The sequence below is a fragment of the Streptomyces sp. NPDC001351 genome (assembly GCF_042896045.1).
In the GTDB taxonomy this organism is placed as follows: domain Bacteria; phylum Actinomycetota; class Actinomycetes; order Streptomycetales; family Streptomycetaceae; genus Streptomyces.
Map to the genome: position 1 here is coordinate 1 of NZ_JBIAWS010000024.1, position 15,625 is coordinate 15,625.

At 70.4% G+C, this 15,625-nt stretch carries 13 protein-coding genes and 3 pseudogenes; 7 read left to right on the plus strand and 9 right to left on the minus strand.

The genetic code is table 11. The annotated features are described in order from the left end of the window. The 3 genes from ACFY1U_RS48000 to ACFY1U_RS48010 all read left to right on the plus strand — a co-directional run. The coding region (locus ACFY1U_RS48000) for a hypothetical protein (RefSeq protein ID WP_390700419.1) at nt 1-180 on the plus strand (180 nt) is incomplete at its 5' end. Between the two features lie 383 nt (nt 181-563). Next, complete coding sequence (locus tag ACFY1U_RS48005; protein WP_390700420.1) at nt 564-830, plus strand: hypothetical protein; 267 nt, start codon at nt 564-566, stop codon at nt 828-830. 80 nt (nt 831-910) lie between these two features. After that, entirely contained in the window at nt 911-3,700 is a 2,790-nt protein-coding gene (locus ACFY1U_RS48010; RefSeq protein ID WP_390700421.1) for a SpoIIE family protein phosphatase, read from the plus strand. 123 nt (nt 3,701-3,823) lie between these two features. Here the strand turns inward: ACFY1U_RS48010 and ACFY1U_RS48015 are convergent, their stop codons facing one another. Next, nucleotides 3,824-5,353, minus strand: a complete 1,530-nt coding sequence (locus ACFY1U_RS48015) for an amino acid permease (RefSeq protein WP_390700422.1) — start codon at nt 5,351-5,353, stop codon at nt 3,824-3,826. A 219-nt stretch (nt 5,354-5,572) separates the two neighbouring features. On the opposite strand from ACFY1U_RS48015, the pseudogene ACFY1U_RS48020 reads away from it, so the two are divergent. The 3 genes and pseudogenes from ACFY1U_RS48020 to ACFY1U_RS48030 form a co-directional block, all read left to right on the plus strand. Beyond that, nucleotides 5,573-5,706 (plus strand): annotated as a pseudogene (locus ACFY1U_RS48020) (SDR family oxidoreductase); the annotation flags it as partial. A gap of 149 nt (nt 5,707-5,855) precedes the next feature. Further along, on the plus strand, nt 5,856-6,347 hold the full coding sequence (locus tag ACFY1U_RS48025) for a hypothetical protein (RefSeq protein ID WP_390700498.1): 492 nt from the start codon (nt 5,856-5,858) through the stop codon (nt 6,345-6,347). A 237-nt stretch (nt 6,348-6,584) separates the two neighbouring features. Then, a complete protein-coding gene (locus ACFY1U_RS48030) occupies nt 6,585-8,117 on the plus strand; it encodes a hypothetical protein (protein WP_390700423.1) in 1,533 nt (510 codons plus the stop codon). 321 nt (nt 8,118-8,438) lie between these two features. Here the strand turns inward: ACFY1U_RS48030 and ACFY1U_RS48035 are convergent. The 6 genes and pseudogenes from ACFY1U_RS48035 to ACFY1U_RS48060 form a co-directional block, all read right to left on the minus strand. After that, nucleotides 8,439-8,647 (minus strand): annotated as a pseudogene (locus ACFY1U_RS48035) (transposase family protein); the annotation flags it as partial. A gap of 73 nt (nt 8,648-8,720) precedes the next feature. Further along, on the minus strand, nt 8,721-9,341 hold the full coding sequence (locus ACFY1U_RS48040) for a dihydrofolate reductase family protein (protein ID WP_390700424.1): 621 nt from the start codon (nt 9,339-9,341) through the stop codon (nt 8,721-8,723). Further along, complete coding sequence (locus ACFY1U_RS48045; RefSeq protein ID WP_390700425.1) at nt 9,341-9,847, minus strand: SRPBCC family protein; 507 nt, start codon at nt 9,845-9,847, stop codon at nt 9,341-9,343. Before ACFY1U_RS48045 ends, ACFY1U_RS48040 begins: the two co-directional genes overlap by 1 nt. 3 nt (nt 9,848-9,850) lie before the next feature. Continuing rightward, entirely contained in the window at nt 9,851-10,192 is a 342-nt protein-coding gene (locus ACFY1U_RS48050; RefSeq protein WP_390700426.1) for an ArsR/SmtB family transcription factor, read from the minus strand. 865 nt (nt 10,193-11,057) lie between these two features. After that, nucleotides 11,058-11,180 carry a hypothetical protein gene (locus ACFY1U_RS48055; protein WP_390700427.1) on the minus strand — a complete coding sequence of 41 codons (123 nt, stop codon included), beginning with the start codon at nt 11,178-11,180 and terminating at the stop codon, nt 11,058-11,060. 38 nt (nt 11,181-11,218) lie between these two features. Beyond that, nucleotides 11,219-11,359 (minus strand): hypothetical protein, encoded by a 141-nt coding sequence (locus ACFY1U_RS48060; RefSeq protein ID WP_390700428.1) that lies wholly within the window; start codon nt 11,357-11,359, stop codon nt 11,219-11,221. 164 nt (nt 11,360-11,523) lie between these two features. On the opposite strand from ACFY1U_RS48060, the pseudogene ACFY1U_RS48065 reads away from it, so the two are divergent. Beyond that, a pseudogene (locus tag ACFY1U_RS48065) lies at nt 11,524-11,763 on the plus strand (tetratricopeptide repeat protein); the annotation flags it as partial. An 855-nt stretch (nt 11,764-12,618) separates the two neighbouring features. Here ACFY1U_RS48065 and ACFY1U_RS48070 read toward each other — a convergent pair. Both ACFY1U_RS48070 and ACFY1U_RS48075 read right to left on the minus strand, forming a co-directional pair. After that, the gene (locus ACFY1U_RS48070; RefSeq protein WP_390700429.1) at nt 12,619-14,208 is read right to left on the minus strand and encodes an MFS transporter; all 1,590 of its coding nucleotides are present in this window, start codon (nt 14,206-14,208) and stop codon (nt 12,619-12,621) included. Continuing rightward, on the minus strand, nt 14,205-15,563 hold the full coding sequence (locus ACFY1U_RS48075; RefSeq protein WP_390700430.1) for an alpha-amylase family glycosyl hydrolase: 1,359 nt from the start codon (nt 15,561-15,563) through the stop codon (nt 14,205-14,207). The genes ACFY1U_RS48070 and ACFY1U_RS48075 overlap by 4 nt, the downstream gene beginning before the upstream one ends. Nucleotides 15,564-15,625 lie beyond the last annotated feature (62 nt).

The following is a 15,625-nucleotide window of genomic DNA, read 5'->3' on the forward strand; positions in this document are numbered from 1 at the left end:
CCTTACCTGGTGGCGACCCAGGCACACCCCGAGCTGCGCTCCCGCCCGACCCGCCCGCACCCGCTCTTCGCCGGCCTGGTGAAGGCCTCGGTCGACCGCCTCACCGCCCACCATCGACTCGAAGCGCAGTCGACATGTCCGCCTCGAGGCGACGGAGAGCGCAGTCTTCGCCACCCCTGACCCGGAGGCCCAACGGAGTGGGAATCCCGATGACGTGAACGTGGGCGTTGGCATACAGGTCGGCTCGGAGTCGCCGGCTGGGAGCGTCGCCTGTTCGCCGACCGTCATCGCGGCCCGGCTGTATCCCTTCCGCGATGGCGCTCCTGGATGTGCAGTGTCAACGGCTTCGTAGTTCTCCCCGAAGTGCGCGGACGGCCAACGGCCCGGGCGATCCAGTGCTCGCCCGGGGCTTCGTCCCGAGCCTCGCCCTGGGCAATTACCCAACGCGACGCACTAGCTGAAGGGTTGGGGCAGACCACGAGTCGCGGATGTCCTGCTACGGCGGCACCTCATCAAGGGCCGTCCCCTTCCTGTGGCGAACGTGCAGTGCGGAGGAGACCGTGATGGAGGAGCAGTTCGTCTGGGTGTCGACACGCCGTATCCGGCCGGACACGCTGGAGGACTTCGAGCAGGCCTGGCGCCCCGCCCCCTATCCAGAGGGCCTGCCGCGCGCCTACGCGCCGTCGAGGAGAAGGAAGGCTTCTACCAAGGGCGAGCGCTGGCCGTTGGCCGCTGGAAACGGCAGGTGTGCGGGCGGTTGCTACCGCACGGGCTCCGCATGGGCACGGAGCCACCCCTTCACCCATTTGGTCACATTCGCCCACCTTTAGTGTATTTTCATAGCGTCGCCTGGATTGTCTACAGGTAGGAAGTGGTCCGAATGGCTCGCTGCGGTCGGAGCGACGACATCATGGCGCGCAGCCGTGAGCGCTTCCTGGCCGGTGAGCCGGCGGGCCCGGGAGTGCGCAGCGAGATCCTGTCCTCCTGGAGCCGCTGTCAGTCCCTGGGCCTGCTTCCGAGCCTCGGGACCACCTACCAGGGCGAACCGGACCTCAACACCGAGCTCGTCCACGCGGCACAGCCGGTGCTCGACGAACTGGCGACCGCGATCGCCGGCACCTGGTCGACTGTGATCCTCACCGATGGCGAGGGCCTGGTGCTCCGCTGCCTGGCCGGTCAGCCGCAGATGACCCGCTACCTCGACGATGCGGGCGGAGGGGCTCCCGGCTTCAGCTTCCACGAGTCCCTCGCCGGTACGACATCCATCGGCCTCGCGCTCGTGGAGCGGCGTGCCAGCCGCGTCTACGGTCATGAGCACTTCGCTGACGCATGGATCGTGCAGGGCTGCGTGGCCGTGCCCGTGCACGACCCCTTGAGCGGGCGCATCGTCGGCATTGTTGACCTTGCGACCGAGCGGTCCGAGTTCACCCCGACGCTGGAAACCACGGCGCGCAAGGCCGTTCGCGCCATTGAACGAAGGTTGCTGAAGCAGAAGACCGACCGGGAGCGTGCCCTCCTGCGGGCCTACATGCAGATCGCGCGCCAAGCAGAGGCACCCGACTTCATGGAAGGCAGGCGCTATGCCCTCGGCACCCCGCCCGAGGACATACTGACCGGGTCCGACCGGCTGCTCCTGGAGGAGAAGGCGGCAGGGCTGATCGCCTCGGGCCGCAGAGCCGCCATCGAGGTACCCGTGTCCGGCGGCCGGGTGGCCACACTCCTTGCGCGGCCGGTGGTGGACGCGTGCGAGGGGGTCGCGGTCGAGGTCATCGTTCCCGCGGGCCGCGCGCTGTTCGCCATGGACGGGACGCCCGCTTCCAAGCCGCCCGTGCCGCGGACCGACACGGTCGGAACGCTCGGGACGGTCGAGCTTCCCGGTGCCCGGCACGGCCCTCCCCCTGACGTTCCGCCTCCCACCGCGGTTCCGGCCCCCACGGCGGTTACGGCTCCCACGGCGGTTACGGCGGCCGACGAGAGCCAGCCGCAGTGCCACCGATGGGTGCTGGCCGTCGGGGAACCGGGGATCGGCAGGCTCGCCCTCACTGCGCGGCACCGTCTGGAGCTGCTGCGCGAGTCCAGCCGCCGCATCGGCACCACCCTGGACGTGGTCCGCACCGCAGGGGAACTGGCCGAGGTGATGGTCGAGAACTTCGCCGACGCGGTCACTGTCGACCTGTACCCTCCCGTGCTCCAGGGAGACGAGCCCTCGGCCTCCGACGGGCTGCTGATGCAGCGCGCCGCGGTGAGCGGGGCGGACGGCCTCCCCTTCCCCGGGGTGGACGAGCAGATCGGCTTCGACCCCACCAGCCCCCAGGCCCAGTGTCTGGCCAGCGGCTCCCCGGCGATCGAGGCGGACCTGAAGGCGGCGCGATGTTGGGCAACCCATGACCCGATACGCACCGCGGAGATCCTCGACCGGGGTGTGCACTCCCTCATCACCGTCCCGCTGAGCGCCCGCGGCGTGGCCCTGGGGGTGGCCAGCCTCTACCGTTCGCGCAGATCCGCGCCCTTCGAGGACGACGACGTCTGCCTCGCCGCGGAGCTGGTCGCCTGCGCCTCCCTCTGCATCGACAACGCGCGCCGCTACACGCGCGAGCACGCCACGGCCCTCGCCCTTCAGCGCAGCCTGCTCCCCCGGGACCTGCCCGAACAGAACGCACTTGAGGTCGCTTACCGTTACCTCCCCGCACACATCGCAGTCAGCGGCGACTGGTTCGACGTGATCCCCCTGTCGGGGGCCCGCGTCGCACTCGTTGTGGGCGATGTGGTCGGCCACGGCGTCCACGCCGCCGCCACCATGGGGCGTCTGCGCACCGCCGTGCAGAACTTCTCCTCCTTCGAACTCACCCCCGACGAGCTCCTCACGCATCTGGACGACCTGGTCGCCCGGATGGCCGAGGAGGAGAGCGGCACGGACACCTTCATCGGAGCCACCTGCCTGTACGGGGTGTACGACCCGACCACCCGCCGCTGCAGCCTCGCCCGTGCGGGGCACCTCCCCCCGGCGCTCATCTCCCGCGACGGGACAGTGACCTTCCCGGAGGTGCCCGCCGCACCGCCGCTCGGACTGGGCGGATTCCCCTTCGAGACGGTCGAGATCGAACTGCCGGACGCCAGCCAGCTGGTGCTCTACACCGACGGGCTCGTCGAGGACCGCGAACGGTGCATCGAGACCGGGCTGGAGGAACTCCGGCAGACTCTCGGCCACCCCGGCCGCTCGCCGGAGGAGACCTGCCAGGCCGCCCTCGCAGCCCTGCCGTCCTCCCGGCCGAACGAGGACGACGTCACCCTGCTCGTCGTCCGCCCCCGCAGCCTGGACCCGTCGGACATGGCCTGCTGGGACGACCTGCCCCTGGACCCAGCCATCGTGTCCGAGATACGCGGAGCGGTCCTGCGGCAACTCGCCTGCTGGGACCTGGAGGAGATCGGCTTCACCACCGAGCTGATCCTCAGCGAACTGCTCACCAACGCCATCCGTCACGCCACCGGACCCGTCCAGGTGCGGTTGCTGCGCGACCGGACGCTCATCTGCGAGGTCACCGACACCAGCAGCACCTCCCCCCACCTGCGCCAGGCCACCACGACCGACGAAGGCGGCCGCGGTCTGTTCCTCGTCGCCCAGCTCGCCCAGCGCTGGGGAACCCGTCACACGCCCCGCGGCAAGGTCATCTGGGCCGAGCAGCCGATACCCCGGGGCTGACCTGCGGTCCGACCGCCGTTCGGCGCCCCTGCCGCCCGATCCCGTCGAGTTCCACCACCACCCGGGCGCCGGATGAAGGCCTCCTGCCCACGGGCGCATGCGCCACGGACCCACCGCCACCGCTCACGGATCGGCTCGACGCGCCGTGCGGCAGGGGCGGCGGCGGACGAGGTAGAGGGCCCCGCCGACGGCGGTGATGACAGCGGGGAAGAACAGGGCGCCCCACCGGTAGTACCAGTGGTCACCGGGGTACACCGCCGCCCGCGGCCAGGCCATGTTCACGGTCATGGCCGTGCCGTACAGCACGGCGAAGAGGTTCACGGAGAGCCCCCAGCGGCCCAGTGAGAAGTACGGCCCGTGGTCGGCACGCGGCCAGGTGCCGCGCAGTCGGCACACCAGCATGGGGCCGGTGACCAGCAGATAGGGGACGTAGAACAGTACGATGCCGGCCGAGGTCAGGGTGTAGAACAGGTGCCGGTTGCCGAGGTTGACCACCAGCAGGGCGATGGTCAGCAGGCAGGTGAGGAGGGCCGGTACCAGGGGGGTCCTGGAATGCGGGGACACCTGGGCGATGACCCGGCTGAAGGGCAGTCGGTCGTCGCGGGCCATGGAGAACAGCAGCCGGATGGCCGCGGTCTGTACGGCCAGGCAGCAGACGGTGACGGCGATCGCCACGCACACCAGGAAGGCTTTGCCGAGCCCGATGCCGAGTGTGGACTTGACGAGGTAGGGCATGCCCAGGTTGCCCAGTTCCCGGGCCTTGATGTCGCCGACCGCCATCATCGCGACCACCATCAGCAGCGCACCGGCGGCGAACGCCGCAGCGAGCGCCCGCAGGATGGCGCGGGGCGCGTGGCGTCTGGCGTCTTTCGTCTCCTCCGCCAGCGATCCTGCGGTGTCGAAGCCGTAGAAGACGTACGCGCTCGCGAGAGAGGCGACCAGGAAGGCGCCGGCATAGCCCGAGGAGTGGCCGGCACCGGTGCCGTTGGTCTGCAGGACGACCTGCGGTCCCCGTTTGACGTGCAGGGCCAGCGTGGCGATGAGCAGTGTCACGGCGACCAGCTCGACCAGCACGCCGAAGTCGTTGATCCTCGCCATCAGCCGGACGCCGCAGATGTTGACCACGGTGGTGAAGACCACCAGGCCGAGAGCGAGCACGATGGCGTTCTCGGATCCGCCGCGGGTGTTGGTCACGCCCGCGTCGGCGGGGCTGCCGAGGATCTGGAACGCCGCCGAGATCTGCGGCAGGATGACCTGGTAGGCGACCGCGACGGCGGCTGCGGTCACCACCGCGCCGCCGGCCATGATCCAGCCCGACAGCCACGAGGTGAGGGGCCGGGCGAGGTGCTTGGACCACTGGTACACCGAGCCGGCCAGCGGGAACTGCCCGGCCATCTCGGCGAAGCACAGGGCGACGGCGAGTTGCCCGAGGAACACCAGAGGCCAGGTCCAGACGAACGCCGGCCCGCCGGCGGCGAAGCCGAAGCCGAAGAGCTGGAATACTCCGGTCAGCACCGAGATGTAGCTGAAACTCGCGGCGAAACTGGACAGCGGTCCCAGTGAACGCTGCAGCTCCTGGCGGTAGCCGAACCGTGCCAGGTCGTTGCTGTCGTCGCCGGGCACCTCGGGAGGATGGCTTCTGAGGATCCTCACGGTTCCCATGATGGCTCCACGGTCGCCTGGGGCAGGTACGGGACCGTGGCGCGTCGGAGATCATCGAGGGTCCGCCGCCCGGGCAGGGCGGCCGCTGCCGGAAGGCACGGGTTCCGCGCAATGGTCCTGGGGAGGTCTTGGCGAGCCCTGGGCGAGGCCATGGCCGGTGGGCGCGGCCGCGGCCGCCAGAACGATGTCGACCTAGGGCTTGCCGACCAGAGTGCCGGCATGACGGCCCTCAACAGGCTGGGCGGACCCAGGACGTGGCCGACGTGGTCGCCTTCCTCGCCTCCGACGCCGCACGCTGGGTCACGGGTCAGGTCATCGACGCCAGCGGTGGCCTGTTCCTCGGCAGGTTCACACGGACGTGGCTCCGGCGTGGGCGGCGGGCATCACGGCGTCGGGGGCGAAGCACGAGGGGCGCGTCACTCCCAAGTACGGCAGTTCGATGGCGTTGCCGCCTTCCACCTGCCATGCTCGGCGACACGGGGAAGGGGACGCGATGGCTGAGTTCCATATCGGCAGCACCAGCGGTGGCAGCCATCAGGTTGCCGATCAGGCCTCAGCCATCAATGCCTTCATTGTCGGTGCGACCCTCAGCCCCTTCCTGCAAGCTGTTGCCGTCCATTTCGGTACGCGGCTGGCTGGGGCTATTGATGACACGACCCGATTGACCCTGCGTATCTTCCTGCGCCGCCGGTTGAACAGCTCGTCTACTGCCAGTGACGATGCTCCGTCTCCGGTCTGGATGACCTCACGTTTGGGCTGGCAAGTCAGGGTGCACGCCGACCTCCCTGCTGAGGCCATTGGTCAACTGCAGGACATGGACCAGACGTCCGGTCCGCAGTTGAGCGACTCCCCTACTCCCTCTCTCATTTGGGACGAGAAGTGGCTGCTTTCGGGAGCCGATCCGCAAGGTGCGACGCTGCACAGTTGGGATGCGGTTTCAAAGACTTGGGTGTCGCTCACCGCCGCCCCACCGGGAAGGACCTGACGGAATCCGGGGCGTCGGCGCCAGTTTGGGCTACCGACGGAATTCGGTGACCTGCGGAAACGGGGCCTCCGGCCGGTGGGGGGCCACGCTGGTCTGTGCAGATTCCCGGTGAACGTTCCCAGAGCCGAACCTGTCCGTCAGCCGACAGCTGCTTGGGCGCAACCATCCGTTGATCTGGCGTGTCCATGAAGTGTGCTGACGATACCTAGAATATGGCGGACAGCGGCGGCCGCCGCTTTGACGACTGCCGCCCTGACAGTCTCAACCCCGGCCGCGCACGCCGCCGGAACGACGCTCGTCCTGGACGCCCAGGAGGACTACTACCTCCCCATCGAGGGCGAGGGCCCGAACCTGGACCTCGGCATCACCGCCTCGGGCGGGGACGCCCATGACGTCTCCGTGGTGGTCGACGCGTCGTCCCTCGCCGGGAAGGCGACGATGGTGGTCACGGGGGACTGCGTGAGCACCGGCGCCCTCAAGGTCAAGTGCGAGGTGGGCCCGCTGTCGGGCAAGGAGTCGATCGACCCGTTCTTCCTGAAGCCCACCGCGGCCGCCAAGGCGGGCGACACCGGTGCCATCACCTACACCGCCACCGCCTCCAACACGCCTACCGTGACGGGGAAGACGGACGTCCTGGTCGGCGGGCCGAAGCTCGCCAGTCGGCCCTACCCGGCGCTGAAGGACATCGCGCTCGGCACCGTCTTCGACCGCACCCCGGCCTTCGCCAACACCGGCACGGCCCCCGCCGCCAAGGGCGTCATGCTGCTGGTGCAGGATTCAGAAGGCGTTTCACTCGCCCGTGACCACTCCAACTGCCACTACTCGGACCACGCCGAGGTCCGGGCCTGGTGCCGGTTCGACACCCCGGTCGCGCCCGGGTCTGCCTATGAGATCAACGCGCCGCTGCGCTACACCGCCGCCACGGACACCATGTACGGCTACAACACCTACGTCGTGTGGCCGGTCGGCGGCACCGCGCCCGACTCCTTCGACCCGTCCGACTTCCCCCAGACCGGCACCGGCGCGCCGCTCGGCCTGAAGTCCGTCGCCTACGGCTCCGGCTTCACCGGCTCCGGGTACGGCACCTTCGCCACCACCCAGCACGCCGACTACCAGGGGCTCGGTGACACGGTCGAGGGCAAGGTCGGCGAGACGGTGAGCATCACCGTGGGCGTGCGGAACAACGGGCCGGGCCGGATGAACCTCCGGTGGATGGACGCCGACAACTCCGGCACCTTCGTGGTGACCCCGCCCGCCGGCACCACCATCACCGGCGCCCCCGGCCCCGACGAGCAGGGCGACCCCGGGCCGAAGTGGAACTGCACCCCGCGCAAGGCCGGAGCGAAGAGCTACACCTGCGACATCGGCAGCACGGACTTCCGGCCGGGCGACTCCGTGACCCAGGAATTCACGGTGCGGATCGACCGGGTCGTCCCCGGCGCGCGGGGCAGCGTGAAGGCGGTGGACAACCCCGACTACCCCAACCGTGACGACGACTCGGCGAACGACACCGCGGCGATCACGGTGAACGCCACTGGCTCGGCGACGCCCAGCCCCTCACCCAGTGCCTCCGCGTCTCCGTCGGCCACGGCCACCGCGAGCTCGTCCGGCTCCGGGGCGGGAACCGGGAACGGGACGACGACCGGCGGCGGGCTCGCCGCCACGGGCGCGGACGGAGTCCTGCTGCGGGCGGGCACCGCCCTCCTGCTGGTGGCGGGCGGCGCGCTGGCGTTCCTGGCGGCGCGGAAGTCGAGGCCACAGAGCCGATAAGGCCCGCCAGGCTTTCGCGCTCCCCACCGAAGTGGGAACGCACGGGGGAAAGGGCTTCGGAGAAGGGGCAGCCGCCCCAGCCACTGACGCCCAGACCGGCATTCCGTCACCTCGCGAACCGCATTTCGTTCCCTGCCTTGCACATGGGTGGTTGAGCCCTTCGTATGGTTCAACCCCCAGGGGCGTCGGGTGAGGCTTCATTTCGTCTGCCATCAGTGAGCACGGTGCATCGTGAAAACTGCACGTCAGACGGCCTAGTGTGCGTAGGCGTCGGGAAGCTCGGGCAGGTCCGCAACGGCAGTCCACCAACACGGTCGTCCGTCAGCGGGCGACCTCCCGGTTCGTCAGCACCAGCAGGGCCCGCACCAGCGCAGTCGCCCACCTCGGATCCGTGCGGACCTTGCCGAGGACACGCCAGTTCTTGAGTGGGCGAAGCCGTGCTCGACCGGGGCCCGCACCGCGGCCAACGCCTTGTTGGGCAGCTTCTGACCACGGGTCAGGGGCCGGTTGCGGGCGGCCTTGACGGCTGTTCACAGTTGGCCGTGGTGGCCTGCTGATTCAAGCGTGTGCGCCGTGGGTGCTCGGGGCGCTGAGGTGGCGCGGCTAGCGTGGGTGCACGGCGTAGGTCAGGTGCGTCACCCGCGACGACGGCTCCGAACGGACCGGCTCCAGCGCGACCCTGGACGCGTCCACGCCCTCGAACAGGCGGATTCCGGCGCCGAACAGCACGGGCGACAGCGCGATCGAGAACTCGTCGATCAGGCCGGCGTTCACGTACTCCAGGATCGTCGTGCCGCCACCTGCGATGCGGACGTCGCGGTCGCCGGCGGCCTCGCGGGCCTGGTCGAGCGCGGTCTCGATGCCGTCGTTGACGAAGTGGAACGTGGTCCCGCCCATCCGCTCCCAGGGGTCACGCTTGGTGTGCGTCACGACGAAGACCGGCGTGTGGAACGGCGCCTCCTCCGGCCACATCTGCTCGCCGGCGTCGAACATGCGCTTGCCCATGACGCTCGCGCCGGTGCGCTCGAACGTCCCCCGCACGATGTCGTTGTCGCGACCCTCCTCGCCGCCCTCGCCCAGCTTCAGGTTCTCCCGAAAGAACCGCTGCGGGAAGATCCACTGCTGCAGTTCCATCCACTGCTGCCCCATCAAGTCCCCGAGGGACTCGGGCGCGATGAACCCGTCCAGCGACATCGACACGCTGAAGAACACCTTCCCGGCCATCAGCCCTCCGCCCCCTTCCGAATGATCTCGGTGACGTAGGCCGCCAGGTTGCTCAGGGTCTGCTGGCCGCCCTCGATCGCGTGGTACTTCTCGACCGCCTCGTCGCGCAGTTCCTTGGTGGGGAACACCGTGTGCATCGCGATCCGGGTCGTCGCACCGTCCGGCGCGAAGGTCAGGACCGACTCGAAGGCGTTGGGGTCGTCGCGGAACTCACCGTGCAGCAGCTCGATCCGCTCCGGTGGGACGATCCGCAGCCAGCGGATCCACTCGGAGTAGTCGGTCCCGTCCGGCCCGTGCAGCACGAAGTCCCACTCCCCGCCCTCGCGGAACTCGAAGGACCGCGTGGTGGTGGTGAACCCCTCTGGCCCCCACCACCGCGAGAGGTGCCGGACCTCGGTGAACGCCTCGAACACCAGCTCCCGCGGGGCGTCGATGACCCGGGAGATCACGATCTCGCGGTCGGCCGCCGCCGGCTCCGCCCCCGTTTCTTGCCTAGCCCCTGCCATCGGTCATTCCTCCTGCCGTGCCTGCTTGAGGTCCTGCACGTAGGTGTCCAGCCGGTCGAAACTCTCGTTCCAGAACCGCTCGAATCCGCCGACCCATTCGTGGACCGGCCGCAGCCCGCGGGCGTCCAGGCCGTAGAGGCGCTGCTTGCCTGCCCCGCGGACCCGCACGAGCCCCACCTCCCGGAGCACCCGCAGGTGCTTGGACGCCCCCGGCTGGCTGATCCCCAACTCCCGGGCCAGGTCGGTCACCGGCCGCTCACCCGCCCGCAGCAGCGCCAGGATGTCCCGGCGCTGCGGCTCGGCGATCGCGTTGAACGCGTCCGACGTCGTCGCTGCTCGTGCCATGGCAGCCATGATATTCCCATATCGGAATACGTCAAACCGGTTGAGAATCGGGCGAGCCTTGTCGGATGACGATTGCAGGCCCCCCGGCCCGCCCGGCTATGGACGTGCGGTGAACCGCCCGTCGGGGCGCTTGTGCAGCAGCCGCGGTCGGCGAGCTTGGTCGTCTTCGCCCGCAGCGGCTCCAGCCTGCCGCGCACCGACGCGTCCAGGCCCAGTCGCTCGCCGACCGCCCTGACCTGCACCGGGCCGTCCGCCTCCCGCACGATCGCCAGGATCTTGCGGGAGTCGCCCGGCAGCGCACCCTCGTCGGCCGCGTCGCCGCGGTGCGGGATCAGCAGGACCGCCCGCCCGGCCACCTTCGCCGATACCGGAGCGACCGCCTCAACATCGCCTGGGCCTGCTCGGCCAAACGATTCAAACATCCGCTCCGTGATCGGCAGTTCCCCCTGCTCGACCTGCAACTTCTGCGGCTACTTGGTCAACCGCTCGGCGAGGGCGTCCAGTTCGCTCCGGCGAGAGGTGATCCACTGCCGCTCCTGCAGCTCCGCAGCCTCCCGCGGTCTCATGGCGTGCCGCCCCGCTGACCATCGTGAGCGCGGGTCGGTCACGGGCGCAGCCGAACCCGGCAGACCGTCGGACCTGGACCTGCCCGATGATGTACGGCATAGACAACAGCCGCCGATTGGTATGAGTCCCCAAATCGTCACTCACACCAGACCCGTGGCCTGCTGTAGAGACCAACCCACTCCGTGTGCCGGGCCCGGGCGGTGTCGAAGGCGTCCACTCCCCCTCCACACGCGGGCCATCGGCCACGAACCTCCGAGCCGAACAAGGTATTTGGTCTCCATGGCGCCCGGCCTCCCGGTCATCGTCGGGCGCGGCGACCGGCGAGGGCTGCGGGCACCACGGCGTCGGGGCCGAAGCGGCGGGCGCGGTCGGCGGCGGCCTCGATGCGGCGGGCCTTGTTGTCGTCGGGGTCGAAGGACAACTGGTGTGTGGCGAGGGTCGCGTCGGTGAGTTCGCCGGTCAGGGTGAGGGCCGTACCCCGGCGCGCTGCAGACCGAGGGACTCGAAGAGTCCGGTGGCCGTCCGCGTCAGCGTGTCCGCGTATGCCCGGATGCTCCAGCCCGGCGAGAAGCCGCAGCGGTGCTGCTCACTGCCAGGCAAGCCTTCGATCAAGGCCAGGACGCCGGCTGCCTCGCTCCCGATCCAGTGGGCGCCCACCCTGCCGGGATACGAAGTACCTCGTTTTGTGGGTATTTTGGAGATCCTTACGACCTCAAGCAACACAGCGGCGGCTACGGCTTCAGCGGGGAGCTGCATATGCGTAGTCTGCCCGCGCCCCGTACCGTGCCGGTGCACTTGCCTCTGATGACGGTGATGTTCGTGGCGCCGGCCTGTGCGCACGCGCCGCCTGGATGATGCGCGCCCTCACCCGCGGCCGGAGCCACGTCGACGGGCGGACCGAGGCGCGGCTGCACATCACCCACGCTCGCGCCTACGCCGCGGTCGGCGAGAAGCCCGCCGCAGCCCGCGCCCTGCTCGCCGCCGAAGACGCTCCGCTGCGCAACCAGTGAGCTCGCAGCGGCCGAGGCGCTGACTGGAACGCTGGACCGGGTACATGTCGAGTCGGTCCACTACCTGATCCCTTTCCAGTGCCAGGGACGAGGTTCTGCCCGACCTCGCAGGCAGTCGACGCGGTAGAGCGCCCTCAGCCTGCCACTCGGGACGCGTTACGACGTGCTGGGCCGCGTCGGTCGTCATCGGCAATTCGCGGGCCCCTGCGAGGAGTTCATACCCGGCCCACCGGGTGACATCCGTGCCATAGCTCGGGTGAGGCGCTGATCAGGAAGTTGTGCGTGGAGCCTGACGACCGGATGGGCGCCGTCACGGCCATGCCCGCGGGGCTCTCGCGGCGATGCAGCCGCGGCAAACGCACCTGGATGCTAAACGGGCCGGCGCTCGAGGGACGCCGAGACTGCGCCGACCTGTTCCCGCAGGAGCCGGAGTCCGGCGTGCCATAGTCATCGCCACCACGTTGCCCGGCAAGTGAGGGACATCTGCCGGGAACCGCAGCATGGCCGGGCAGCGCGGATGACGCGGGGACGGGTTCCCGGCCGTGTCGTAGCGCCGCCGGGCCTCGTGAACCACGGGGAGGTGGTCTTCTGACCAGTGAGTACAGGGGAAGTGTGGGCAGACCGCTCCCGTACACGGCCGGGATCGGTGCCGCAAACGGCAACCGCCCGGCGAGGCAGACATCTACTCCAGTCTCAAGATCGACGCTTCCGCCGGGCGGGGCGATGTCTACACCGACCCGTCCAGGGCGGCCGACTCCGTCAGGGAGCGATCGCCCCTTGACGCGGGCTGTTCTGCTCCCCGCAGCCTCGCCCGTGAGCGCGACTCCCCACACGTCGCCGAGGTCGGCGTCACGAGGCCGCGGCGGGAGTCCGGGCGACGACGGCCGTGGCCAGCAGGAGCAGGGCCGCGGCGGTCCACAGGGACAGGTGCAGGCCGTCCACGAAGGACGCGGCGACCGCGGAGCGCAGGGGAGCGGTGGCCGCGGTCGCGTTCGAGATGCCTCCCGCACCGCCGGTGGTCGTCGTGGTGAGGATTTCCCGGGCGGTGTCCGCCGGTACGCCCGCGTGCAGGAGGCGTTCGCGCAGGGTGTCGTGGAACCTGGTGGTGAGCAGCGTGCCCATGAGGGCGATGCCGGCCACGCCCCCGACCTCGCGGGCGGTGTTGGTGACCGCGGAGGCGTGCCCGGCCCGGTCGAGCGGGACCCTCGTCATCACGACCACGGTCACCGGCGTGTAGCACAGCCCCATTCCCGCGCCCATCAGCGGCAGCGCCCACCAGTACTGGACGTAGGAGGCGCCCGCGCCGAACAGGGAGAGCAGCCCGAGGGCCGCCGCGCAGCACAGCAACCCTGTGCACAGCGGGAGCGCGGGGCCGTGGCGGAGGGTCAGGCGGCTCGCCACCGGCGACAGGGCGATGATCAGCGCGGTGGACGGCAGCGCGGCGAGCCCCGCCCCGGTGGGCGACCAGCCCAGCACGTCCTGCATGAACAGGCCGAGGTAGGTGATGACCCCGAACATCGCGAAGGTGACCGCGAAACCGGCGAACACCGCCGCCGCCACGATCCGGTCCCGGAACAGCGCGGGGTCGACCGCGGAAACGGATCCGCGGCCGGCGGTGGCCACGACGAAGGCCGCCGCCGCGGCGGCTCCGGTCAGGCAGAGGACGACCGGGAGGCTGGTCCAACCGCGCACCGGGCCTTCGATCAGCCCGTAGACCAGGGCGGCCAGCCCCAGCGCCGCACACCCGAGTCCTGACGGACCGGCCACAGCTGCCCGGGGGGACGGCGCGGTCGTTGCGGCTTGCCCGGGTGGTGTGCCGGGCCTGCGGGGAATCGCCCGAGCCCCCAGCGCCAGGGCCAGAGCGCCGATCGGTACGTTGATCCAGAAGGCGCTCGGCCAGCCGAAGGCCTCCACCAACGGGCCGCCGATCGCCGGACCGAGGGCGAGGCCGAGGGCGGAGATGCCGCTCCAGGCGGCGAACGCCCGTGCCATGTCCGCCGGTTCGGTGTACGTGGCGCGCAGGATGGCCAGCGACTGCGGGACGAGCAGCGCCGCGCCCGCGCCCTGCGCGGCCCGTGCCGCGACGAGGAACCCGAGGGAGGGCGCGAGAGCGCAGGCGGCGGAGCCGAGCGTGAACAGGGCCGTGCCGCCGAGGTAGCACAGCCGCCGGTCGAAGCGGTCGCCGAGGGCGCCGCCGGGGAGCAGCAGGGCCGCGAAGACCAGGCTGTAGCCCTCGACCGCCCACTGCAGGCCGGTGAGGCCCGCCCCCAGTCCCTCGCTGATGCGGGGCAGGGCGTTGGAGACAACGACGTTGTCGAGCATCGCCATGAACATTCCGGCGCACAGAGTGGCCAGCACCAGGCGCCGGCGTCGCGGGACGAGAGGGGGGAGGGCTCCGGTGGCGGCGGTCTTGGGGAGTCCGGTGGCGGGGTGGGTCATGACGGGGCGCCGGGTGAGGGGAGTTCGAGCACGGACCAGCCGTGTGGTGCGAGGCGGTGTGCCGGACCGTCGTCGTCCGGGTCGGCGCAGAGCAGACGCTTCGCGGAGGCGTCGACCGCCGGGAAGTCGACGGTGGAGTCGGAGACGTTGAGGAGTACGGCGAGGCCGGGGCCGCCGTCGGGGTCGTGGACCCGGTAGGCGAAGGCCTGGTTGTCCAGGTGCAGCGCCTCGGTGCGGGCCCGCACCAGCCAGGGGTGCCGCCGCCGCAGCCCGATCAGGTTCTGGTGCAGCCGGTACACCGGCCAGCCGTAGGGGGCGAGGTCGTCGGGCCGGTCGGGGAACGCGGGGCGGATATCCGCGTCGCCGTCCGCCCGTTCGTACTTGACGCCGCGGAAGGCCTGTTCGTCTCCCGCGTAGACGCTCGGCGTCCCGGCCACGGTGAACAGGACGGTCAGCGCGTGGGCGAGGTGGCGCGGATCGTCGAGCCTGCTGGCCAGCCGGGTCACGTCGTGGTTGCCGACGAAGGTGAGCGGCTGGAAGGCGGCGGCGAAGCCGTTGTGCCGGTCCAGCGCCCAGGCCAGTTCGAAGAAGTTGCGGTCGTTGAGGCAGCTCCACAGGGCCTTCCACAACTCGTACTGCGTGACCGAGTCGAGGCCTCCGTCGCGGACGGCGGCGATGTAGTCGCCGTGGATCGTCTCCCCCACGAACCATGCGTGCGGGTGGTCGGCACGCACCGGGGCGATGACGTCCCGCCAGAAGGACGACGGCACGGCGTAGGCCGCGTCCAGCCGCCAGCCGTGCGCGCCGCGCCGCAGCCAGTGGTCCATGACCCGGCGCACATGGTCCCGGACGGCCGGCTCGGTGTGGTCGAGGGCGACGAGCTGACGGTGACCCTCGAAGTCGTCGTATCCGAACCCGTCCCCCTCCGGGCCGTCGGCCGACCAGTCGATCCGGAACCAGGGCGCGTGGGCGGAGGAGGCGCCGTGCTCCCGTACGTCGCGGAACGCACCGAAATCCCGGCCCACATGGTGGAACACGCCGTCCAGCAGCAGCTTCACCCCGCGCCGGCGGCAAGCCGCCACCAGGTCGTCGAAGTCCTCGTCGGTGCCCAGACGCGGGTCGATCCTGAAGTGGTCGACGGTGTCGTAGCCATGGGTGGAGGAGGCGAAGACCGGGCCGAGCGCCAGTCCGTCGCAGCCCAGCTCGACCAGGTAGTCGAGCCAGGGTTCGAGCCGTCCCAGCCGGTGCACGGGGGGAGCGTCGGCAGGGAGCGCCTCCGGTTCGGCGCCGAGAAAGGTCAGCGGGTGCAACTGCCACCAGACGGTCTGGACGGATGTCGCGGAGGTCGACCTCATGGGTACATCGCTCGCTTTCGCGGTTGAATGCGCGTTCAATAGCGTGCACACAGGACTCTAGC